This is a genomic window from Nonomuraea sp. NPDC049637 (genome assembly GCF_040675235.1).
GTDB lineage: Bacteria > Actinomycetota > Actinomycetes > Streptosporangiales > Streptosporangiaceae > Nonomuraea.
Map to the genome: position 1 here is coordinate 99,619 of NZ_JBFAOM010000013.1, position 22,351 is coordinate 121,969.

The following is a 22,351-nucleotide window of genomic DNA, read 5'->3' on the forward strand; positions in this document are numbered from 1 at the left end:
CGTTGTGCGATGAGGCCGATGACGACGGGGATTTCCCCATGAAAACGCTCAGGGAGTACGTCGAGGCGCGCATTCTCTCGCCGGACGACCTCAAAGGCGCTCTGGAACTCGCGATGCGGCTGGAGTTCGCCACGATCCCGCCGTATCTGTGCGCCGAGTGGTCGGTCACGAATGATCCGGACCACACCCGGACCGTGGTCCACCGAGTGGTGGTCCAGGAGATGCACCATTTCGCACTGGCGGGAAACCTGCTGACCGCGGTGGGCGGCACGCCGTCGATCGCGCACGCGGACTTCCTGCACGTCTACCCGGCGAACGAGCTGCCCGGCGGCATCGCCCAGGAGCTACCGGTCGATCTCAAGCCACTGAACAAGGACCAGCTTGCGGTGTTCATGCAGATCGAGCATCCGGACTTTCCTCCGGTCGCCCTCCTGGACACAGCGCCCCCGCCGACGATCGGCGCCTTCTACGACACGATCATCGCGACGTTCCGGGAGACCGAGCCGGCGATCGACCAGGACGCCCTCGCGGTGGAGGTCCCCCTCGCGCCGCCGATCCAGACCGTCGACGACGCGATCGCGACGATCGACCGGATCAAGCGCGAAGGGGAAGGCGTTCCCGGCTCGCCCGACGTCCCCACCAGCGCGGGGACGAACCATGCGCACTACTACCTGTTCAAGGAGCTGTTCGTCCAGAAGCGGCTGGTCAAGGTCGACGGGGTGTGGAGCTTCAGTGGCGCGCCGATCACCCTGCCGGACGTGCAGGACTTCCTGCCCTCGACGGCGGAGCCGGAGCTGTCGCTGGAGTTCCGGCGCGTTCTGAGCGGCCTGCTGACCAGCCTGGAAGCCTGCTGGACGACGCCGGGCACCGAACCGGACCTGTCGGCGATGTTCGATCTGAGCTCAACGGGCCAGGACCTCATCGGACGGGGCATCCGCCCGGACTTCACCTGGCTGGACCCGTCGCAATAAACGCTCGCCCAGAGGCGGCACACAAACGCACCACTGCGAGAGAGATGTGTCCGGCATGCCGAATACGCCAGCCCTTGGCAGCCACCTCCGATGACGCAGCATTTCCGGGTTCGGTCCCGGCCTCGCGCTCAGCCATGACTCGACGGGCCCCCGGCAGCGCCTTCGCGAGCCGCGGTGGCCCGGCTGATCGCCATCGTGATCCGAATGCAGCCGCATTACTCCGGCTCAGGGGCATGCTGCAGCCCTCGCATTGCCGGGGTGCGAGGGCTGCTGCTTGTTCGTGTCAGGCGGAGAAGCTGCCGATGGGGGCTGTGTTGACGCCGTATTGCCAGCCGCTCGCCCCCACAGAACGGCCCCCGAAGCTACAGAAAAGAGCCGACGAGCTCGGCGAACTCCTCCGGCGGCACGATCCGCACCCCCAGGCTCTCGGCCTTGGCCCGCTTGGAACCGGCCTTCTCTCCGGCCACCAGCAGCGACGTCTTGGCCGAGACGCTGGAGGACGCCTTCCCGCCGGCCCGCTCGATCAGCTCGTTCATCTCGTTGCGGCTCAACGCCTCCAGCGTGCCGCTCATCGCGCCGGTCACCACGACCGACATCCCGGCCAGCGGCAGCCCGGACGCGTCGCCGGTCTCCGGGGAGCCGGGCTCGGCGGGGGGCGTCCAGCCCGGCTCGGCCATGTTCACGCCCGCCCGGACCAGCTTGTCGATCAGCGGCCCGACCTCGATCAGCTCGGCCACCACGACCGGCGCCTTCTCCGGGCCGATGCCCTCGACCGCCTGGATCGCCTCGGCGTCGGCGGCCCGGATGGCCTCCATCGAGCCGAAGTGGCGGGCGATGCGGCGGCTCATCGACCGGCCGGTGCCGCGGACGCCGAGCGCCGCGAACACCCGGCTGAGCGGCCGGCCCTTGGCCTGTTCGAAGGCGGCCAGCAGGTTGTCGGTGCTGGTCTCGCCCATGCGCTCCAGGCTGAGCAGCTGCTCGCGGGTCAGGAAGAACAGGTCGGCGAAGTCGGCGATCAGACCGGCGTCCAGCAGCTGCTTGATGCGGTTCTCGGCCAGGCCCTCGATGTCGAGCTGGTCGCGTCCGGCGGCGTAGACGATGGAGGCGATCGCCCGGCAGGCCCGCCCGCGCACGCACCGCCACCGTTCCTGCGAGCTGTCGATGGCGTCGCCGCAGGACGGGCAGACCTGCGGGATCGGGATCGGCTGCTCCTCGCCGGTGCGCAGGTGCACCACCGGCGACTCCACGCGCGGGATCACGTCGCCCGCCTTGTAGACCACCACGCTGTCGCCGAGCATCAGGCCGCGCCGGGTGATGTCGGCGACGTTGTGCAGGGTGGCGTAGGTGACGACGCTGCCGTCGAGCTCGACCGGCTCCAGCACGGCGCGCGGGGCGATGATCCCGGTGCGGCCGGTGTTCCACTCCACCCCGACCAGCTTGGTGATCTTCTCGGTGGCGGGCAGCTTGTAGGCGGTCGCCCAGCGCGGCGCGCGCGAGCTGAACCCGGCCTCGGCCTGGTCGGCGGCCAGGTCGCACTTGATCACGATGCCGTCGATGCCGAACGGCAGCCCGGCGCGGGCCGCGGCGATCTCGCCGACGCGCTCCTGCACCCGCTCCAGCGTGTCGGTGACGATCCCGGCGACCGCGGTGGCGGCCGTGGTCTGCACGCCCTGCCCGGCCACCCACTCCATGACCTGGCTGTGCGGCAGCTCGCGCAGCCGAACCGCCAGCTCGGAGTCGTCGCCGGGCGCGGGCAGCGCGCCGTAGCCGAAGAACGTCAGCTCGCACACGTACGGCCGGTCCTGGGCGCGCAGCGTGCCGGCGGCGGCGCTGCGCGGGTTGGCGAACGTGGTGCCGTCGTGCGCCGAACGCTTGGCGCACGCCTCCTCGAACTGCGACGTCGTCATCATGACCTCGCCGCGCAGCTCCACCGTGACCGGTTCGGCCAGCCGCTCGGGCAGGCCGACGATGGTGCCGATGGCGTGCGAGACGTCCTCGCCCGCGGTGCCGTCGCCCCGGGTGACGAGCTGGGCCAGCCGGCCGCCGCGGTAGCGGGCCGAGATGGCCAGGCCGTCGAGCTTGGGCTCGACGCTCCACGCGGTGACCGGACGGCCCAGCCTGCGCTCGACCGAGGCGGCCCAGTCGGCGAGCTGCTCGGCGCCGAAGACGTTGTCCAGGCTGAGCATCGGCACGGTGTGCGGCACGTCCCCCACGATCGCGCCGCCCGCGACCTTGCCCGTCGGCGAGGTCGGCAGCACCTGCTCGGGATGGGCCTCCTCGTACGCCTGGATGCCGCGCACCAGCCGGTCGTAGGCGTCGTCGTCGAGGGTGGAGGTGCCGTCGGCGTAGTAGGCGGCGGAGGAGTCCACGGCGAGCTGCACGGCCTCGGCGTAGGCCGTGTCATCAGCGAGGACGGTGAAAGGGGGCGTCTCGGTCATGCCATAACAATGCCGTCCGCAACCGACAATTCCGAACCGTGGTTCAGCGGGCGAGGGTGAGCTCGGCCAGCTCCCGGAAATCGCGGCGGCGGCCGTCGAGGTCCGCCGCGGCGAACGCGGTCTCGCCGAGGCGCTCGCGCGCCTGATCGGCGATGCGGGCGGCGTCCGGCAGCGAGCGGTCCGGCGTGCCGCGCACCGCCTCGCTGGCCGCGATCAGCCGGACGGCCTGCTCGTCCTGGCCCTCGCGCAGCGCGACGTCGGCGATCCCGACCAGCGCCTCGGCGATGGTCGGCGGGAACATGTTCTCCACGGCCGCGTCGAACGCCCTGCGCCGGTACGCCCGGGCCTGCTCGACGTCGTCGGCGAGGTAGCCGTACAGGTCCATGATCGTGGAGCGGACCGAGCCGACCATCTCATCGTTGGACAGCACCGCCTGAACGGTGGCCAGGTGCTCGCGCGCCTGGTCCGCCTCGCCGCGCCAGCGCGCCAGCTTCGCCTGCCCCAGCGCCAGCTCGGCGAGGGAGTCCGGCCAGACGATCCCGTCGGCGTGCCGCTGGGCCTCGGCCATGGCCGCGGCGCTGGCCCGCTCGTCGCCGAGCAGCCAGTGCAGCTGAGCCAGCCGGGCCCACACGCCCACGACGTCCTCGGTCGCGCCCACCTCGGTCTGCGCCACGGCGCCCTCTTCGTAGTACTCGCAGGCACGGGCGAACTCGCCGCGCATGGCGAGCCGATCGGCCAGGAAGGTCAGCGCCAGGGAGATGCCCATGCGGTCGCCCAGCGCGCGGAACTCGGCGAGCGCGGTCTCGGCGTCGAGGTCGACGTCGGTCTCGTCGCCGCCGAGCGTGAGCCGGAACCGGCCGCCGGCCAGCCTGCCCTGCGCCCGCACCCAGGGATCGGCGTCGGCGATCAGCGGCTCGAACGCGGGCAGGAACGCCGCCGGACCCTGCAGCGTGCGCTCCAGCAGCGCGGCGAACCCGAGCAGCGGCTTGCGGGACCCGCTGCTGCGGGCCAGCCGGTGCGCCTCCTGGATCCATTCGCGGGCCTGGAACTGGTCGCCGCCCACGCCGGACGTCACGAACATGGTCACCATGAGGTACGCCATCGCCCGCACCTCGTCGGGCACCTCGCCCTCCAGCCCGGACGCGGCGATGCTCAGCTCGGCGCCCTCGGCCCGGTGGCCGCTGAGGAACCAGTAGTAGCCGGCCGCCCCGGCCAGCCGCATCGCCTCGTACGCCCACCCCTCGGCGATCGCCCCGCGCAGGGCCGTGATGATGTTGTCGTGCTCGGCGTCGAGCACGGCCAGCCACTCCAGCTGCTCGGCCCGCCGCAGGTGCGGGTCGGCGGTCTCGGCCAGCTCGGTGAAGTGGGCCAGGTGCGCCCGCCGCGCCGCCTCGGACTCCCCGGCCTCGGCCAGCCGCTGGGCCGCGTACTCCCTGATGGTGTTGAGCATGCGGTAGCGCGGGGCGCCCTCGTCGTCGGCCAGCAGCAGCGACTTCTCGGTCAGCGCGGTCAGCACGTCGAAGACCAGCTCACCGGCGGACGCCTCGTCGCCGCACACGCGTTCGGCCGCCTCCAGGCTCGCCCCGCCGGAGAACACCGACAACCGGCGCAGCACGCCGCGCTCGGCCTCGCTCAGCAGGTCCCAGCTCCAGTCGACGACCGCGCGCAGCGTCCGGTGCCGGGCGAGCGCCGTACGGCTGCCGCTGGTCAGCAGGCGGAACCGGTCGTCGAGACGGCGGGCGAGCTGGTCGACCGACATCGTGCGCAGCCGGGCCGCGGCCAGCTCGATCGCCAGCGGGTTGCCGTCGAGCGCCCGGCAGATCCGCGCCATGGCCGCGAGGGTGGGGGCGTCGGAGCCGATGTCCTTGCGCACCAGGTCCGCGCGGTCGCGCAGCAGCCGCACCGCGGGCGAGGACGCGCTCTCGGCCGGCGAGGAGCCCTCGGCGGGCAGCGTGAGCGGCTCGACCTGCCACAACACCTCGCCGGTGATGCCGAGCGGCTCGCGGCTCGTGGCCAGCACGCGCAGGCCGCGGCACTCGCCCAGGAGCCGGTCCGCGAACGCCGCGGCGGCCTCGATGACGTGCTCGCAGTTGTCCAGGATGAGCAGGATCGAGCGGTCGCGGATGGCGGTGATGAGCCGGTCCATCGGGTCGCCGCCGCGTCCGCCGCCGAGCATGCCCTGGTCGCGCAGGCCGATCGTGGTCAGGGCGGCCTGCGCCAGCTCGCCGCCGGCCCGGACCGGGGCCAGCTCGACCAGCCAGGCGCCGTCGGGCAGCTCGGGGAGCATCGTGCGGGCGGTCTCGGTGGCCAGCCGCGTCTTGCCGGAGCCGCCCGCGCCCGTCAGGGTGACCAGGCGGTACCTGGTGGCCAGGTCGGCGACCGCGGAGACGTCGTCCTGCCGGCCGACGAAGCTCGTCAGCTCGGCGCGCAGGTTGGTCCTGCGGTTGTCCGTCCGCTCCCCCACCTCGCCGCGCAGCAGCGCGGTGTGCAGCTCCGACAGCTCGGCCGACGGGTCGGCGCCCAGCTCGTCGGCCAGCCGCTCGCGGGTGCGCTGGTAGAGGGCCAGCGCCTCGTTCCCGCGGCCCGCCTCGGCCAGCGCCCGCATCAGCGCCGCCACGAATCCCTCGCGCAGCGGGTACGCCGCCACCAGCCCGGTCAGCTCGGTGACCAGCTCCGCGCCCCGGCCGAGCCGCAGGTCGGCGTCGATGCGGTCGCCGAGCGCGGCGACGTGGAGGTCGTCGAGCCGGGTGACCACGGCGTCGAAGGTGTCGCTGTCCTGCATCGCGATGTCGGCCATGGGGGCGCCGCGCCACAGCTCCAGGGCGCTGCGCAGCAGGTCGGCGCGGGCGGCGGGCGCGGCGGCGCGGGCCTGGACGATCAGCTGTTCGAAGCGGCACACGTCCACGGCCTCGCGCGGCACGGCCAGCCGGTAGCCGCCGGCCTCGGCCTCGATCACGCCGTCGGGCAGCACCCTGCGCAGCCTGGACACCAGCGCCTGCAGGGCGTTGACCTCGTCGGCGGGCGGCCGCTCCCCCCAGATCCAGTCGATCAGCCGCGCGCGCGTGACGATCCGGCCGGGCTCCAGGGCGAGGGCGGCCAGCAGCGCGCGCAGCCGGACACCGGGAACCTCGACCACGGCCCCTTGGGCGTTCCGGACCTCGAAGGGCCCCAGCAATCCGACTCGCACACCGCAATTGTGCCGGAACCAGGACAACGCCCGGCCCATCCCCGCCCGTCCGCCCCCTGGAACCCGTCCCCCGAGGTCAGCCGGCGGCCTTGCGGCTGAGGTGTTCCCAGGCGCGGTACTCCGCGGTGCGGGCCTCGTCCATCTGCTGGACGAGGTCGTACGAGCGGCTGCCGACGATCAGCCGGCGCGGCGGCTCGGGCAGGTCCACGAGCTCCATGACGACGGGCGCGGCGTTGCTCGGCGGAGGGCCGGCGTCCTCGCCCCACATGGCGGCCAGCTCGGCCCGCAGCCCGTCGTAGACCGGGTCGGGCTCGGTGGCCGTGGTGCCCAGCGTGAACAGGCCGGTGTCGTAGCCGCCCATCTGCAGGTTGGTGACCTTGACGCCGAACGGCGCGAGCTCCATGGCCAGCGCCTGGGTGATCGAGTCGAGCGCCGACTTGCCCGCCGCGTACAGGCCGACCGAGGCCATGCCGCCGCCCGCGCCCATCGAGGTGACCTGGAGGATGTGCCCCGACCCCTGGGCCCGCAGGTACGGCGCCACCGCCTGGGTGACCCAGATCGCGCCGAACAGGTTGACGTCGAAGTGCGCCCTGATCTGCTCCTCCGTGGCCTCCTCCAGCATGCCGAACAGCATGCCGCCGGCGTTGTTGACCACGACGTCGAGCCGGCCGAACGCGGCCGCCGCCTGGTCCACGCCCTCCAGCACCGCGGCGCGGTCGGAGACGTCGAGCGGCAGCCGGACGAGCGAGCCCGGGTGCCGGGCCTCCAGCTCGGCCAGCGGGCCGACGTCGCGGGCGGCGGCCACGACCCGGTCGCCCCGGTCCAGGGCCGCTTCGGTGAACGCCCGGCCCAGCCCCCGGGACGCACCCGTGACGAACCATACGCGCATGCGCTCTCGCCTCCTCCATCTCTAAGACGAGACGGTCCGTCTCGCCGCAGGTCCCTCAGTGTGCCAGCAAGACCGGGCCACTTGTCAAGACGGACCGTCTCGTCTCGTTGATGCGCTATGATGGCCGGCGTGAAGCAGCCCGATCCCGCGCGCCGCAGCGAACGCTCCCGGCAGGCGATCCTCCAGGCCGCCAGGGAACTGGTGTCCGAGGTGGGTTACGCCAAGGTCTCCGTCGAGGCGATCGCCGCGCGGGCCGGCGTCGGCAAGCAGACGATCTACCGGTGGTGGCGGTCCAAAGGGGCCGTGGTCTTCGACTCCTTCCTCGCGCTGAGCGAAGGCGGCCACGACCAGGGGGTGACGCTCCCCGACACGGGCGACATCGAGGCCGACCTGAAGACCGTCATGCGGGCCACCGTGGCGGAGTTCGCCGACCCCGCGTTCGAGGCGCCGATACGGGCGCTCAACCTGGAGATCGTCGCCGACCCCGAGCTGGCCGCCCAATACCGCGAGAAGCTGGCCGGCCCGGTCGACGAGGCCAAGAAAGCCCGTCTGCGCAGCGCCCGGCAGGCCGGCCAGCTCGCCCCCGACGCCGATCTCGACCTCGCGCTCGAACTGCTCTACGCCCCTCTCTACCAGCGCTGGCTGCTGCGCACCGGCCCGCTCACCCCGCAGTACGCCGACGCGCTGGTCGACCTGGCGCTCAAGGCGCTGCGCCCCTGAGCCGGGGCCCTGGATCTCACAGGGCCCGAAGCAGGTCGGCCAGCGCCTGGAGCACGGCGTCGCGCCGCTCCTCGTGCAGCCAGCCGTGCCCGGCGTCGTCCAGCACCCGGTGCTCGCCGCGCGGGAAGGAGGCGGCCAGCTCGGCGTGCAGGGCGAGCTTGCCGGCGTTGATCTCCCGCAGCACGTCCTCCGGCCACAGCTGGGACTGGGTGGCGTCCGCCCCCATGGCCGACAGCACGATCACCGGCACGTCGGGGGCCGGCGGCGCGGCCCTGAACTCCGCGGAGACCTCGTCGTAGAGGTTGCGGCCCTCCAGCCAGCCGGTGCGCCAGGCGGTGAGGTGGTGGTCGACCAGCGCCTCGCGCACGCCGTCCGGCCAGGCGGCCAGCAGCCGCTCGACGGCCGGGCGGGCGGCGTCGAGCTGCTCCGGGGTCGCCTCCGGGAGCGCCTGCTCGCGCATCCGGTCGAGCGTCTCGCGCGCCTGCCGGGGCGCGCGGGCGGCCATGTCCTCGTGGAAGGGGTCGAGCAGCAGCAGCGCCGCGACGTCGCCGGGGAAGCGGCGGGCGTAGTGGCGGGCGTACGCGCCGCCCAGGGAGTGCCCCGCCAGCACGTACGGGCCGCGCACCTCCGCCGCCCGCAGCGCCGCGCGCAGCTCGTCGGTCACCTCGGCCGCGGTGCGGGGCAGCTCGGCCGGCTCGCTCCAGCCGGTGCCCGCGCGGTCGTAGAGCACGCTGGTCGTCAGCTCGGCGGCGCGGTCGTGCACGTTGAGGTAGTCCAGGCCGACGGCCCCGGCGCCGGGCAGGAACACCACGGGCGGGCCGCCGGCGCCCGAGCGGTGCAGCATGATCCGGCGGCCGGCGACGTCGTGCAGGCGGCCCAGCGGAGGTGCGTCCAGGGCGTGGTCGGTCATGATCCGTCCTTTCTCAGGTTTGAGAAAGGTAGCAGGTGTGAGATCGTACGTCCATGGACACGGTGGACCTGCTTCTGCACCCCGTACGGCTGCGCATCGTGCACGCCATGGCGGGCGGCCGCACGCTCACCACCTCCGACCTGTGCGACCTGCTGCCCGACGTCTCCAAGGCCACCGTCTACCGGCACGTCGGCCTGCTGGCCGAGGGCGGCCTGCTCGACGTGGAGGGCGAGCAGCGCGTACGCGGGGCCGTCGAGCGCCGCTACCGGCTACGCCCGGCGCGGGCGGCCATCGACGCCGACACCGCCGCCTCGGCCTCGCGCGACGACCACCGCCGCGCGTTCGCCGTGGCCATGGCGGCGCTGCTGGCCGAGTTCGGCGCCTACCTCGACCGCGACCAGGCCGATCCGGCCGCCGACCTGGTCGGCTACCGGCAGCACGCCATCTGGCTGAGCCCCGACGAACGCGCCGCGCTGATCGCCGACCTGCGTGCCGCGCTCCTGCCCAGGATCGCCAACCCGCCCACGCCCGAGCGCACCCGCCACCTGATCAGCCCGATCCTGTTCCCGGCCGAGGAGCCGTCCGCCTGAGCCCCGTTCTCCCGGAGGAGGTCAGCGGTAGCCGGTCAGGCCGTCCGCGAGTTGTTCCTCGTCGCCGTCCCGATGCGCGGACAGAGCCTGCTGCAGGGCGAAGGACGCGCGGATCACGGCGATGCGGGTGGCCATCGCGCCGTCCGGCCGGCCTCCCAGCGCGAGCACCCGATCCAGGAAGGGCCTGCCGTAGCCGGCCTCGACGGCCGCGAGGTCCTCGGCGGGATCGCCGATCGTCACCTCGTCCCAGTCGATCACCCCGCTGAGCACCGGCAGCCCGTCGTCGTGCTCCCACAGGACGTTCTCCGCGCCGAGGTCGCCGTGCACCACGGCGTCGGTGACGTGGGGAAGGCCGTCGAGCGCCGCGAGCTCCCGCTCGGCTCGCCGGCGCCCGCGCTCGGCCATGAGCCCGAACAGCTCGGCGCGCACGCCCGCGGTGAACCGCCGCCATCGATCCCGTGGCGCCGGCAGCGCCGCCCGCACGTCGTCCTCGGCCCCGATCCTGGCCAGCTCGCGCAGCAGCGTGACGTACTGCGCCGCCGCGGCCTCGGCCACCTGCGGGTCTTCGAGTTCTCCGGCCTCCAGCGGGGCTCCGGGAACGCGGCTGAGGACCAGGAACCGCGGCTCGTCCGTGCCGGGATCGCCGGCCTGCGGCAACGGCCGGGGCGTGCGGAAGCCGAGGTCGAACCCGGCGAGCAGGCGCAGGACAGCGGCCCGCTGCGGCAGCCGGGCGGCCGCGGCCTCGGTGCGCGGCAGGCACACGACCCGATCCGGGCCGATCACCACCTGGTGGAACTGCCCTTGGCGAACGGTGAGCTCCTCCGCCGCGACGCCCGGCAGCAGCCGGCTCAGCAGAGCACGATCCATCTGCGGGACCTGCATGAGGGGCGAACCGTCCTTTCCGCGGCACGGGCGCGATACCCGCTGCCCTGGTCACCGTACAAGCGGGGCGGCACGGGCGCGGTACCCGCTGCCCCAGGCACCGTACAAGCGGGGCGGCGCAGGGCGGTACCCGCTGCCCCGGGCACCGTACTAGCCGGGCGGCGCGAGGGCGGTGAAGCGTTCGTGGGCGGCCCGGTCGCCCAGCCGGTCGAGGGCGGCCAGCCAGCACGCCCCGGCCGTCGCGTCGCGGGCGGTCGTCACCCGCCGCCCGGCCAGCCGGGCCAGCACGGCGGCGCGAACCGGGCCGTCCGCTGTCAGCACGCCGCCCGCCAGCACCAGCGGCCCGTCGCCGGACAGCCGGGCCGCCGTCGCGGTCAGCCGCCGAGCGGCCTCGGCGACGATGCCCGCCGCGCGCTCGTCCCCGGCTTCGGCCGCCCGCGACACCAGCGGCGCGGCGGCGGCCACGAGCATCCGGTCGGCCTGGGCCAGCCGGACGATGCGGTCCGCCCGCCGCCGCGGCTCGCCCGTCACCCCGAAGTGCGCGCTCACCAGATCCACCAGCGGCCCGTACGGCAGCCCGGCACCCGGAGCGCGGCCCATGCCTCCCTCGGGACGGCCGTCGTCCACGGCCTCGCCGGGGCGGTCCAGGGCGCGGACGGTCGCGCGCACCCCCGCCCGGCCGATCCAGAACCCGCCGCCCTCGTCGCCGAGCAGCCAGCCGAGCCCGTCGGCCACCGCGGTCACGGTCCGGCCGGAGAAGCGGGCCGCCGCGGCGCCCGTCCCGGCCAGCAGCAGCGTGCCGGACGGCGCGGCGGTCCCGGCCGCGTAGGCGACCTCCACGTCGCCGACCATGCGCGGCGGCGCGGCGATGCCGCACTCGGCCCACGTCCGGCCCAGCGTCGCGGCGAAGGCGTCGTCGCCGCCCGCGACGCCGGCCACCGAGGCGGCCACCAGCGAGGGGTCCACGCCGTCGAGCGCGCGGCGCAGGGCCTGCCCGATCGCCAGGCGGGCCGCCTCAGGGCCGTGCGCGGCCGGGTTGCCGGGGCCGGCGGCGCCGTGCCCGAGCCTGGTGCCGTCCGCCGCGTGCACGGCGGCGCGGGTGGTGGTGCCGCCGGCGTCCACCCCGGCGAAGAGCGTCACCGGACCAGCCGCGCCGCGCCGGGCGCGAGCATGACGGTGGCGCCGCACGCCTGGTACGAGCCGGTCGCCGGGTCGAACGCCTGCGTGATCCCGTCGAGCGTGACCTCCGCCGGCCGGTCGAAGCGGGCGTTGCAGACCAGCCGCCGCTCGCCGTAGTGGCCGATCAGGACGTCGCCGGCGTGCTCGGCCGACGTCCAGCCGGTCAGCTCGGCCGCCACCGGGCGCAGCCAGCGGGTGTTGAGGTCGCGCACGACGCCGTAGCGCTCGGTCGGCACGCCGTCGCCGCCGATGAGCGCCGGCTGGAAGCCCTCGCCGCGCGCCGGGTCGGGCGTCCAGTAGGTGAAGTACTGGATGCCGGTGTACCCGTAGGCCAGGGCGGTGTTGACCTGCCAGGCCAGCTCGGCGGCCGACGGCTCGCGGTGGCCGTCGTAGGCCAGCGTCTGGACGTACATCCAGGCCGGCAGCCCGGCCCTGCGGGCGTGCTCGCGCACGGTGGTCAGGTCGGCGAGGTAGCCCTCGTCGAACCTGCCGGCCAGGAACGGGTACCGGTCGAAGGACAGCACGTCCGGCCGGACGACCCGGGCGAACTCCCCCACGTACGCGTCGTAGGGGCCGGTGGCGTGGCTCGGCAGCAGGTTGGCGTAGGCGAACGCGCCGGCCGCCCGCGCGGCGGCGACCCCGGCCGCCAGCCGCGGGAACTGCTCGGCCGTCGGCTCGTCCATGAGGCTGAGGCCGCGGAAGGAGCGGAACGGGCGGTAGTCCTCGACGACCTGGGCGATCAGCGGCGCCGGGTCCACGTCCAGGTCGCGCATGAGCACCTCCACCCGCGGGTCGGAGGCGACCAGCACGCCGAGCCCGGCCTCCTCGGCGCGGGCCAGGGCGTGCCGCAGGATCACCTGGTCGCCCAGGTAGTTGCCGGTGATGACCAGGTCGATCCCGGCCTCGGCGATCTCGCGGTAGCGGGCGGCCGTCGTCTCGTGGGGCGGGGGCGGCCAGAAGGCGGCGATCGTCAGGCTCACAGCGCGCCCGTCCTGATGCGGCCGGCGTAGCGGGCCACCAGGGCGTCGTTGTGCGCGTCGGAGCCGGGGATGTTGGCCGACAGGTAGACCGGCGGGACCGTGCCGTCCGCCTGCAGCTCGCCGATCGCCTCGGCCACCATGAGCTGCACGATCAGCGCCGAGGTGATCGAGGAGATGCCGCAGACCGGGCCGTGCCCGGTCGTCAGGACGGCGTCCCCGTAGGGGGCCAGGTTGTCGATCACGATGTCGGCCAGCTCGAACAGCCGCTCCCCCGACGGATGCCGCGAGGTGATGGCGGTCGAGTGGGCCAGCGAGGTGATCGCGACGAGCGGCAGGCCGCGCTCCTTGACCAGCCGGGCCATCTCCACGGTCGAGCCGTTGCCGCCGGAGTTGGAGGCGATCACGAACGCGTCGGAGTCCTCCACCGTGTGCAGGGCCAGCACCTGGTGGGCGGTGCGCGGGTCACGCTCGGCCAGCGGGTCGAACGCGCCGGGATCAGCCGAGCCCAGCACCACCGGGTCGCGCAGGGTGAGCCGGTTGGTCGGGATGAGCCCGCCCGCGCGCCCCGCCACCTCCAGCGCCACCGCCTCGGAATGTCCCGTGCCGTAGGCGTGCAGGACGCCTCCGGCGCGCACGGTCGCCGCGACCAGCGAGCCCGCGCGCCTGATGGCGGGCAGCTGCTCGGCCATCAGCCGGTCCAGCCGCGAGCGCGTCTCGTCGGCGAAGGCCATCACAAGATCCATCAAACTGTCCTCAACGGTTCATGCCGGCGGTGAGCCCGGCGACGATCTGGCGCGTGGCCAGGATGAAGAGCACGACCAGGGGGATCGTCGTCATCACCAGGCCGGCGAAGAGCGTGCCCCAGTCGTTCTGGAACTGGCCGAAGAAGTGGGTGAGGCCGACCGGCAGGGTCAGCTTGCTCTCGTCCCGCATCAGGACCAGGGGGTAGAAGAAGTCATTCCAGATCGGCACGAACTGGAAGACCACCACGGTCGCCAGCGCGGGCCGTACCAGCGGCAGCAGCACGTGCCAGAAGGTGGCGAAGGGGCCCGCGCCGTCCAGGGCGGCGGCCTCGTCGAGCTCGTGCGGGAGCTGGCGGAAGAACGCGGTCAGCACGAACACGTTGAACGGCACCGACCCGGCCGCGTAGACCAGCACCAGCCCGGCCAGCGAGTCCACCAGGCCCATGCTCTCCAGCAGGTAGAACAGCGGCAGCACACCCAGGTGGGCGGGCAGCGTCATGCCCGAGACGAAGTAGGCGGCGAACAGCCCGCGCCCCCGGAACTCCCGGCGCCCCAGCGGGTACGCCGCCAGCAACGACACCACCGCGCCCAGCAGCACCGAGCAGACCACGACGATCGCCGAGTTCACCACGTACGTGGAGAAGGAGGCGTCGGTCCAGGCCCTGGCGTAGTTGCCGAGCCCGCTGGGCCAGCCGAGCGGCTGGTCGAAGATCTCGCTGGTCGGCCGGAGCGAGCTGAGCAGCATGACCAGCAGCGGCGACATGGAGAAGACGGCGTAGCCCCACAGCAGGACCCGGATCGCCGCGGCCTTCACGGCTTCCTCCTCAGGACCCGTTCCAGCAGCAGCGTCGAGCCGAAGATGAAGGTGAACATGAAGACCGCCAGCGCCGAGGAGGTGCCCAGCGCGTTGACGTCGCCCGAGGCGAAGGCGGTCCGGTAGAACAGCAGGCCGAGCACGTCGGTCGCGCCCGCGGGGGCGCCGTTGGAGCCGCCCAGGGCGTAGACCAGGGCGAAGGTGCCCATGCTGCCGATGAAGCTGAGGATGGTCACGGTGGCCATGGCCGGCTTGAGCAGCGGCAGCGTGACGCGCCAGAACACCTGCCAGGAGCCGGCGCCGTCGGTCCTGGCGGCCTCGGCGTACTCCTGCGGGATGCCGCCGAGCGCGGCGCTGAACAACAGCATCGGGAAGCCCACCCACTGCCAGCTGGTGATCAGGATGACGGTCGGCAGCGCGGTGCCGGGGTCGCCCAGCCACGGCATCGCCAGGCCCATCGGCTTGAGCAGCGTGTTGACCGGGCCGAAGGCCGGGCTGAGCAGCAGGGTCCACAGGTAGCCGATGACCAGCGGGTTGACCAGGTACGGCAGCGCGAACATGGTCTGCAGGGCCCGCTTGCCACGCCGTACGCGGAACAGCGCCAGCGCGAAGGCCAGGCCCAGCGTGTTCTGCACCAGCATGGTGCCGGCGAACAGCAGGAAGTTGTGCCCGAGCGCCGGCAGCAGCTGGTCCAGGAAAGCGCCGGACAGCAGGTGCGCGTAGTTGTCCAGCCCGGCCGGCTGGTCGCGCAGGGTGCCCTTCCAGGAGAAGAAGCTGTAGGTCAGCCCGGTGAACAGCGGATAGACCACGAACGCCGAGTACAGGAGGAAGGCGGGGACCAGGAACACGTACGACGATCCCCGCCGGGCGGCTAGAGCCATGTGGCCACGCTCTTGTCGAGCTGCTCGGCGGCCTCCTCGGCGCTGATGCGGCCCAGCATCATCTCCTGCAACGCCTTGGAGAACACGGTGGCCGAGGTCGGGTTGCCGTAGGCGAACTCGTTCATGAAGTAGGTGCCGCCGTGCTGGGCGAAGGTGGCGGAGACCTCGTTGAGCAGCGGGTCCTTGGGGGTGACGCCGGGCACGGCGGAGAAGATGCGCAAGGTGTCGGTGTAGAGCTGGCCGTAGTCCTTGGAGGCCAGCCAGGCGGCGAACTTCAGCGCCTCGGCCTTGTGCCTGGTCTTGACGTTGACGCCGTACGAGCCGTCGGTGAAGCCGGGCATGACGCCCTCCCCCTCGGGCGCGGGCGGGGTGAAGACGCCCAGTTCGACGTCCTTGGCGTGCTCGCCGAAGAAGTTCAGCTCCCACAGGCCGCCGGGGAACATGGCCGCCTTGCCGGAGGAGAACAGGATCTGCGCGTCGGTGTAGGAGACGCCGGCCACGTCGTCGGGGAAGTACGGCTTGAGCTTGTTGAGCTGGTCGATGCCCTCGACGAAGCGGGGGTCGGCGAACTTCTTGCGCTTGGCCTTGACGTCGGCGATGAACGCGTCGCCGCCCCAGTGGGCGGTGCCGAAGATGCCGGCCACGATCGGCAGCATCCAGTCGTCCTTGCCGCCGAAGGCGAACGGCACGATGCCCCTGGCCTTGAGCTTGTCGGCCGCGGAGATCATGTCGGCGTACGTCTTCGGCGGGGTGAGGCCGTTGTCGGCGAAGATCTTCTTGTTGTAGATCACCTGGAGGGTCTGGACGGCGAACGGCACGCCGTAGACCTTGCCGTCCTTGTCGCCCTTGGCGTAGCGCAGGACCTTCTCGTCGTAGGCGGCCAGGCCGGGCACGTCCTTGGTGTCGAGCGGGAGCAGCCGGCCGGCCTCGACCAGCGGCTGGAGGTTGGCGCCGGCGCGCAGCCAGGCCAGGTCGGGGCCGCTGTCGCCGGCCAGGCCGGTGGACAGGATGGTGTCGTACTCGGTGGCCGTGGTGAACGAGCGGGCGTCGACGTCGATGCCGGGGTGGAGCTTCTCGTACTCGGCGAACATCTTGTCGTAGTTCGCCTCGGGGCCCCAGCCCCAGACCGAGAGGGTGATCTTGCCGGAATCGGCACTCGTCGTGGCGGAGGGGGCACAGGCGGTGACCGCCATCGCCAAGGCGACAGCGGCGGCGGCAAGGCGCATGGGGACTCCTAGCGTGGGGGCAGGCGGTGCTTGCTGACCGCGTCGGTGGCCGCGGTGAGCAACTGGTCGCTGGTCTCGTGGGTGCGCTGGACGACGCCGATGTAGAGGCAGTCCAGGACGAGCATCTGGGTGTGGCGGGCGGCCACGCCGCCGGCGCGGAAGGGGGTGTCCTGCGCGGCGGTGGTCAGCACGATGTCGGCCACCTCGGCCAGCGGGCTGCGGGGGAAGTTGGTGACCGCGACGGTGGTGGCGCCGCGTCGCTTGGCGATGGCCAGCGGCTCGACCACTTCGGCCGTGGTGCCCGAGTGGGAGATGCCGAGCGCCACGTCGTCGCGGTTGCGCGCGTTGGCGCTGCAGACGGCGCTGTGCACGTCGGTCCACAACGCGCCGGGGCGGCCGATGGCGTGCAGGCGCAGGTGCAGGTCCATGGCCACGCCCGCGCTGCCGGCGACCGCGAAGAAGTCGATGAACCGGGCCCGTACCAGGGCCTCGGCGGCCCGGTCCACGGCCTGGAGGTCGAGTTGGGCCGCCGTCTCCTCCATGGCGCGCAGGTCGCTGGCCAGCAGGCTGCGCAGCACCAGGCTCGCGGGGTCGTCCGGGGAGAAGGCGATCAGGCCCTGCTCGCGCGGGGCGGCGTCGTTGCGGCCCAGTTCGGCGGCGAGCGCCAGCCTGAGCTCGGGGTAGCCGGCCAGGCCGAGCTGCCGGCAGAAGCGGGTGACGGTGGTGAGCGAGGTGCCGCACCGCTCCGCCAGCTCCCCGATGGTCGAGGCGGCCACGGTGGCGGGCTCGGCGAGGATCGTCTCGGCGATGCGCCGGTGGGTGGCCGTGAGGGTGGGCTCGATCCCTCGGATTCTGGCCAGGATCGGTGACATGGGAGGAACCCTCCCGCTTCCCGCAAGGTATGTCAATAGTTCACATTCGACGTCCAATGTTAGAAAATTTCCCTCTTGTGTGACTCGATGGGACTATGTCACTTTCGTGGCCATGCGCAACCTCCTCATGGCGCTGGTGCTCGGCAGCACCAGCCTGCTGCCCGCCCGCGCCGACGCCGTGGACATCCAGTTACTGGCCTTCAACGACTTCCACTCCGGCTTCCCGACCAGCTTCGCCATGACGCCGTCCGGGCCGGTCGAGGCCGGCGGGGCCGAGTACCTGGCCGCCCACATGGACCGGCTCCAGCGCGACAACCCCGACGGCACGCTGCGGCTCTCGGCCGGCGACAACTACTCCTCCAGCACCATGAACGCCACCGCCCTGCACGACGAGCCGGGCGTCCAGGCGCTGAACATGATGCGCCTGGACGCCTCCAGCGTCGGCAACCACGAGTTCGACGAGGGCATCGCCGAGTTCCGCCGGATGGAGAACGGCGGCTGCCACCCGATCGACGGATGCGCGCTGCCCGGCTTCAAGGGCGCCGCGTTCCCCTACCTGGGCGCCAACATCGTCGACACCACCACCGGCAGGCCCGCGCTGACGCCCTACATCGTCAAGGAGGTCAAGGGCGTCAAGGTCGGCATCATCGGCGTCGACTACAAGAACGCGCTCAACGAGGCCCCCGGCCCCACCAAGCCGCTGGAGGGGCGCGACGAGGCCGAGGCGGTCAACACCTACACCGCCGAGCTCAAGGCCAAGGGCGTGCGCACGATCGTCGTCCTGATCCACCAGGGCGGCGGGCAGACCGGCGGCGGCCTGCCCAACGAGTGCAACAACCTGGCCGGGCCCATCAAGGACATCGTGCAGCGGTTCGACCCCGAGGTCGACGCCGTGATCTCCGGGCACACGCACAACCCGTACAACTGCCTGGTCAACGGCATCCCGGTCACGCAGACCTCCGCCCACACGCGCGAGCTCACCAAGGTCGTGCTGACCGTCGACCGGGCGACCGGCAACCCGACCTCCGCCAAGGCCGAGAACATCACCGTCACCCATGACATCAAGCCCGACGCCCGCATCGCCGCCCTGCGCCGCCGGACCGACGAGCAGGCGCAGAAGCTGCTCGACCGGCCGGTCGGCCTGCTCGCCCGCGACCTGACCGCCCAGCGCAACGCCGCCGGCGAGTCCACCGTCGGCCACGCCCTGGCCGACGCCCGCCTGTTCGCCACCTCCGCCGCCGAGAACGGCGGCGCCCAGATCGCCGTCCAGCCGCCCTACGGCGGCGGCATCGGCGGCGACCTGATCGTCAATCCCACCGGCAACGAGATGTCGAACCTGGTGACGCACGGCAAGGCGCTGCGCGTCCAGCCGTTCGGCAACATGCTCGTCACCATGACGCTCACCGGCGCCCAGCTCGAACGGCTGCTGGAGCAGCAGTGGTGCGGCCAGGGCACCGCGCGCGTGCTCGGCGTCTCCCAGGGGCTCACCTACACCTACGACAACGCCAGGCCCGCCTGCGACCGGATCGACCCGGCGAGCATCAAGCTCAACGGCGTCGTCGTCGACCCCGCCGCGAAGTACCGCCTGACCGCCAACTCCTTCATCGCGACCGGCGGCGACGGCTTCTCGGTGCTGACCGAGGGCACCGAGCGGGTGGAGAAGGTCCGCGACATCGAGGCGTTCGAGTCCTACATCCGGGCCAGGAGCCCGCTGCCCGCCCCGGCCCTGAACCGGGTCACCCGGGTGAACTGACCGCCTCCCCCGCTCCCGGCGGGCGCGGCTGCCGGCCGGGTGCACCCGTACGGCGGCGCGGGCGGCCTGCGGATGGAACGGGATGGAACGCCGCGGAACGCCCATGGTCTGAGGCGTCGTCGTCCGACGGCGCCCGGACCATGAGGAGGTCAGATGCAGCTCTCCATCCCGAGGAGGCTCGGCAGACGATCGCGGGCCGTCCTGGTGGCGGCCGTGGCGGCCGCCGCGCTCACGGCAGCCGTCCCGGCCCAGGCGACAGCACAGGCGACAGCACAGGCGGCGCCGCCCGCCACGCACGCCATCGCCTGGGGCAAGGGCGGTTTCGGGCAGCTCGGCGACGGCGGGTACGCCGACCAGCAGCTCCCCGTCAAGGTACGCGCCGAGGAGCAGGGCTTCACCGAGGTCGCCGGCAGCCTCACCCACTCCCTGGCCATCGCGGCCGACGGCTCGGTCTGGGCCTGGGGGCAGAACAACAACGGCCAGCTCGGCGACGGCGGTCACACCGACAGCAACGTCCCGGTCAAGGTCCAGGGCCTGACCGGGGTCGTGGAGGTCGCGGCGGGCTGGGGGTTCAGCCTGGCGCGCACCGGCGACGGCCACGTCTGGGCGTGGGGCGTCAACAACGACGGGCAGCTCGGGCTGGGCGCGTTCGGCGGCTCGTACGCCACCCCGCAGCCGGTCGGCGAGCTGCGCGGCATCACCCACATCGAGGCCGGCTGGTTCCACAGCATGGCGCTGCGGAACGACTTCAGCGTGCTGGTCTGGGGGGACAACTCGCGCGGCCAGCTCGGCGACGGCACGAACGCGGCGAAGGCGAGCCCCACCGTGCTGCCCGGCCTGGGCGGCGAGAGCGGGCCGGTCTACGACATCGCCGCCGGGTTCTCCCACTCGCTGGCCGTCCGCTCCGACGGCACGCTGCTGGCCTGGGGCGCCAACAACTCCGGCCAGCTCGGCAACGGCACCACCTCCGTCACCGCGTCCTACAGCCCGGTGCACGTCGTCGGCAGGTACGGCCAGGTGCGCGCGGTGGCCGCGGGCTGCCGGCACAGCTACCTGGTGGACGGGTCGGGCAACGTGTGGGGCTGGGGCGACAACACCGAGGCCCAGGTGGCCTTCACCGGCGCGCTCGTCAAGCAGCCGCAGCTCGTCCCGGGCCTGTCGGACGTCAAGGACGTCGCCGCCGGGTGCGCCTTCGGCCTGGCCCTGACCGGCGGCGGCGAGGCGTACGGCTGGGGGCAGTACAACTCCGGCCAGACGGGCACCGGCGTCCCGGTGCCGATGCCGCCGAGGCCGAACGCGTGGGGGCCGGGGCTCACGTTCATCGCCGCCGGCGGCGACCACGGCCTGGCCATCCGCAAGACCGGCTGAATCGCGGACGAACCCGCCGCCGATCTCCCGGGTCGGCGGCTCCGAGCCGCCGTGGGTCTTCGGCCACGACCTCAGAGCGCGTACTCCTTGAGCGGGACCGCGTCGTCGGCCTCGTCCGGCATGGGCTCGTCCGGCGTGCCGAAGAACCAGCGGGCCGCGGCCCGGCCGTGCCGCTGGTTGCGCTCGACGTAGTCGCGCAACCGGTGCTCGTAGGCGGCCAGGCCCGTGGCGTGGTCGGGCCCCTCGGCCAGCTCCCCGGCCAGCACGTACGCGCCGATCAGGGCTTGCGAGGTGCCGCGGCCGGAGGTCGGCGCCGCGCAGTAGGCCGCGTCGCCCAGCAGCGTGACCCGGCCGTTGGTCCAGGTGTCCATCACGACCTGGCCGGAGGAGTCGAAGAAGAACTCCTCGGCCTCCCGCATGGCCGCCAGCAGCCGGGGCACCTGCCAGCCCGCTCCCGCGTAGTGCTCGGCCACCAGGCGTTCCTGCTGGGCGCGGTCGCGCCGGTCGTAGACCAGGTCGTCGGCGGCGAACGACAGGCCGACCCGCAGTTCGGTGTTGCCGTGGGCGGTGAAGGCCATGGCGCTGCGGCCGGGGGTGTTGTGCATCAGGCCCGCGTCCCGCAGGTCCAGGATGTTGCCGGTGGTGAACAGCGCGCCGTAGATGCCGAGGCCGCGCACGTAGCGCGACTCGGGGCCGAAGGCGAGCGCGCGCACCTTGGAGTGCATCCCGTCGGCGCCGACCACCAGGTCGAACGCGCGCGGCGCGGCCTTCTCGAACCGCACCCGCACCTCCGCCGCGTCCTGGTCGAGGGCGGTGACGGTGTCGTCGAACAGGTACTCGACGGTGTCGCGGGTGGCCTCGTACAGCACCTTCGTGACGTCGGACTTGAGCACCTCCAGCTCGCCGGAGATCGCGGTGGCGGGCAGCACGGCCAGCGCGTCGCCGGCCTCGTCGACCAGCGTCATGGAGGTCATCGTGGTCGCGTGCCGGCGCATCTCGGCCAGCAGGCCCATGCGCTCCAGCACGCCCAGGGCCGAGCCGCGGAAGTCGATGGCCGCGCCGCCGCCGCGCGGGGCCGGGGCGCGCTCGACGAGGGTGACCTGGTGGCCGTGACGGTTCAGCCAGTAGGCGAGGGCGGGGCCGGCGACGCTGCCGCCGGAGATCAGGATTCGCATCGGGATGTCCTCTTTCGTCGGTGAACGCTCCCCACCGTACGCAGATTTTGGGCAAATGCGCAAGACCATCGTCTGATGCGTACGTGCTAGGCTTCCGGCCATGGGAAATCGCGAAGACCTGCTGGCCGGGGCGCGGCGCTGCCTGGAGGAGAAGGGCTGGGGGCGCACCACCGTCCGCGACATCGCCACGGCGTCGGGCGTGAGCATGGCCGCCATCGGCTACCACTTCGGCTCGCGCGAGGCGCTGCTCAACGCGGCCCTGGTCGAGGCCATGGGCGAATGGGGAGAGCAGGTCGGCGCGGCGCTGGCCGCCCTCCACGACCCCGGCAGGTCGCCCGCCGAGAGCTTCGAGGCGCTGTGGGAGCAACTGGTCGGCTCGGTCAACGAGCACCGCACGCTGTGGCTGGCCAACCTGGAGGCGCTGGTCCAGGCGGAGCACTCGCCGGAGCTGCGCGAACAGCTCGTGGCCGGTCAGCGCGAGGGGCGGCGCGGCATGGCCGCCCAGCTCACCGGGGTGCCGGAGGAGGAGATCGGCGACGGCGAGGTGCGCGCCGTCGGCTCGGTGCAGCTCGCGCTGCTGCTGGGGGTGATGGCCCAGTGGCTCAACGACCCGCAGGCCGCACCCTCGGCCGCCGACGTGGTCGAGGGGCTGCGGGCCATCACCACCCGGTTCGGGCTGGTCGGGTGAGCGCGGCGACGATCCCCCGGGCGGCCTTGGCGATCATCGCCTCCGGGGGCTGGGTGCGGTAGCCGGGGCGGCCTCGACAGCGGGA

General features: G+C 73.1%; 19 protein-coding genes. 6 read left to right on the top strand and 13 right to left on the bottom strand.

Annotation, left to right across the window (positions count from 1 at the left end; genetic code table 11):
- Positions 1 to 2: 2 nt before the first annotated feature.
- Positions 3 to 971 (top strand): ferritin-like protein, encoded by a 969-nt coding sequence (locus AB0J71_RS20030; RefSeq protein WP_364415368.1) that lies wholly within the window; start codon positions 3 to 5, stop codon positions 969 to 971.
- Between the two features lie 362 nt (positions 972 to 1,333).
- Here the strand turns inward: AB0J71_RS20030 and ligA are convergent, their stop codons facing one another.
- The 3 genes from ligA to AB0J71_RS20045 form a co-directional block, all read right to left on the bottom strand.
- Positions 1,334 to 3,409: an NAD-dependent DNA ligase LigA gene (gene ligA, locus AB0J71_RS20035; RefSeq protein WP_352325771.1), complete on the bottom strand. Its 2,076-nt coding sequence runs from the start codon at positions 3,407 to 3,409 to the stop codon at positions 1,334 to 1,336.
- 43 nt (positions 3,410 to 3,452) lie between these two features.
- On the bottom strand, positions 3,453 to 6,596 hold the full coding sequence (locus AB0J71_RS20040) for a BTAD domain-containing putative transcriptional regulator (RefSeq protein ID WP_364415370.1): 3,144 nt from the start codon (positions 6,594 to 6,596) through the stop codon (positions 3,453 to 3,455).
- Positions 6,597 to 6,672: 76 nt separating this feature from the next.
- Positions 6,673 to 7,485 carry an SDR family NAD(P)-dependent oxidoreductase gene (locus AB0J71_RS20045; protein ID WP_352325774.1) on the bottom strand — a complete coding sequence of 271 codons (813 nt, stop codon included), beginning with the start codon at positions 7,483 to 7,485 and terminating at the stop codon, positions 6,673 to 6,675.
- A 120-nt stretch (positions 7,486 to 7,605) separates the two neighbouring features.
- On the opposite strand from AB0J71_RS20045, the gene AB0J71_RS20050 reads away from it, so the two are divergent.
- Positions 7,606 to 8,205 carry a TetR/AcrR family transcriptional regulator gene (locus tag AB0J71_RS20050; RefSeq protein WP_364415513.1) on the top strand — a complete coding sequence of 200 codons (600 nt, stop codon included), beginning with the start codon at positions 7,606 to 7,608 and terminating at the stop codon, positions 8,203 to 8,205.
- Positions 8,206 to 8,221: 16 nt separating this feature from the next.
- Here the strand turns inward: AB0J71_RS20050 and AB0J71_RS20055 are convergent, their stop codons facing one another.
- On the bottom strand, positions 8,222 to 9,115 hold the full coding sequence (locus AB0J71_RS20055; protein WP_364415372.1) for an alpha/beta hydrolase: 894 nt from the start codon (positions 9,113 to 9,115) through the stop codon (positions 8,222 to 8,224).
- Positions 9,116 to 9,168: 53 nt separating this feature from the next.
- Between AB0J71_RS20055 and AB0J71_RS20060 the strand changes: the two genes are divergently transcribed.
- Positions 9,169 to 9,705 (top strand): helix-turn-helix domain-containing protein, encoded by a 537-nt coding sequence (locus AB0J71_RS20060; RefSeq protein ID WP_352325777.1) that lies wholly within the window; start codon positions 9,169 to 9,171, stop codon positions 9,703 to 9,705.
- A 21-nt stretch (positions 9,706 to 9,726) separates the two neighbouring features.
- Here AB0J71_RS20060 and AB0J71_RS20065 read toward each other — a convergent pair whose 3' ends face one another.
- From AB0J71_RS20065 to AB0J71_RS20100, 8 genes are all read right to left on the bottom strand, one after another.
- The gene (locus AB0J71_RS20065) at positions 9,727 to 10,587 is read right to left on the bottom strand and encodes an aminoglycoside phosphotransferase family protein (RefSeq protein WP_364415374.1); all 861 of its coding nucleotides are present in this window, start codon (positions 10,585 to 10,587) and stop codon (positions 9,727 to 9,729) included.
- 150 nt (positions 10,588 to 10,737) lie between these two features.
- A complete protein-coding gene (locus AB0J71_RS20070) occupies positions 10,738 to 11,727 on the bottom strand; it encodes a BadF/BadG/BcrA/BcrD ATPase family protein (RefSeq protein WP_352325780.1) in 990 nt (329 codons plus the stop codon).
- The gene (locus tag AB0J71_RS20075) at positions 11,724 to 12,746 is read right to left on the bottom strand and encodes a hypothetical protein (RefSeq protein WP_364415376.1); all 1,023 of its coding nucleotides are present in this window, start codon (positions 12,744 to 12,746) and stop codon (positions 11,724 to 11,726) included. Before AB0J71_RS20075 ends, AB0J71_RS20070 begins: the two co-directional genes overlap by 4 nt.
- Positions 12,743 to 13,489 carry an SIS domain-containing protein gene (locus AB0J71_RS20080; protein ID WP_364415378.1) on the bottom strand — a complete coding sequence of 249 codons (747 nt, stop codon included), beginning with the start codon at positions 13,487 to 13,489 and terminating at the stop codon, positions 12,743 to 12,745. The genes AB0J71_RS20075 and AB0J71_RS20080 overlap by 4 nt, the downstream gene beginning before the upstream one ends.
- Before the next feature lie 10 nt (positions 13,490 to 13,499).
- On the bottom strand, positions 13,500 to 14,303 hold the full coding sequence (locus AB0J71_RS20085; RefSeq protein ID WP_352325783.1) for a carbohydrate ABC transporter permease: 804 nt from the start codon (positions 14,301 to 14,303) through the stop codon (positions 13,500 to 13,502).
- Positions 14,300 to 15,184 (bottom strand): sugar ABC transporter permease, encoded by an 885-nt coding sequence (locus AB0J71_RS20090; protein WP_364415381.1) that lies wholly within the window; start codon positions 15,182 to 15,184, stop codon positions 14,300 to 14,302. Before AB0J71_RS20090 ends, AB0J71_RS20085 begins: the two co-directional genes overlap by 4 nt.
- A complete protein-coding gene (locus AB0J71_RS20095; protein ID WP_364415383.1) occupies positions 15,175 to 16,410 on the bottom strand; it encodes an extracellular solute-binding protein in 1,236 nt (411 codons plus the stop codon). Before AB0J71_RS20095 ends, AB0J71_RS20090 begins: the two co-directional genes overlap by 10 nt.
- An 8-nt stretch (positions 16,411 to 16,418) precedes the next feature.
- Positions 16,419 to 17,282, bottom strand: coding sequence for a MurR/RpiR family transcriptional regulator (locus tag AB0J71_RS20100; protein ID WP_364390288.1), 864 nt, complete (start codon positions 17,280 to 17,282; stop codon positions 16,419 to 16,421).
- 112 nt (positions 17,283 to 17,394) lie between these two features.
- On the opposite strand from AB0J71_RS20100, the gene AB0J71_RS20105 reads away from it, so the two are divergent.
- Together AB0J71_RS20105 and AB0J71_RS20110 are read left to right on the top strand one after the other, a co-directional pair.
- On the top strand, positions 17,395 to 19,035 hold the full coding sequence (locus AB0J71_RS20105; protein ID WP_364390286.1) for a bifunctional metallophosphatase/5'-nucleotidase: 1,641 nt from the start codon (positions 17,395 to 17,397) through the stop codon (positions 19,033 to 19,035).
- Positions 19,036 to 19,188: 153 nt separating this feature from the next.
- Positions 19,189 to 20,403: a hypothetical protein gene (locus tag AB0J71_RS20110; RefSeq protein WP_364415385.1), complete on the top strand. Its 1,215-nt coding sequence runs from the start codon at positions 19,189 to 19,191 to the stop codon at positions 20,401 to 20,403.
- 71 nt (positions 20,404 to 20,474) lie between these two features.
- On the opposite strand, the gene AB0J71_RS20115 is transcribed toward AB0J71_RS20110, so the two are convergent.
- Positions 20,475 to 21,578, bottom strand: a complete 1,104-nt coding sequence (locus AB0J71_RS20115) for an FAD-dependent monooxygenase (protein WP_364415387.1) — start codon at positions 21,576 to 21,578, stop codon at positions 20,475 to 20,477.
- A 100-nt stretch (positions 21,579 to 21,678) separates the two neighbouring features.
- Here AB0J71_RS20115 and AB0J71_RS20120 point away from each other — a divergent pair, with 100 nt between their 5' ends.
- On the top strand, positions 21,679 to 22,266 hold the full coding sequence (locus tag AB0J71_RS20120) for a TetR/AcrR family transcriptional regulator (RefSeq protein WP_352327743.1): 588 nt from the start codon (positions 21,679 to 21,681) through the stop codon (positions 22,264 to 22,266).
- Positions 22,267 to 22,351: the final 85 nt, after the last annotated feature.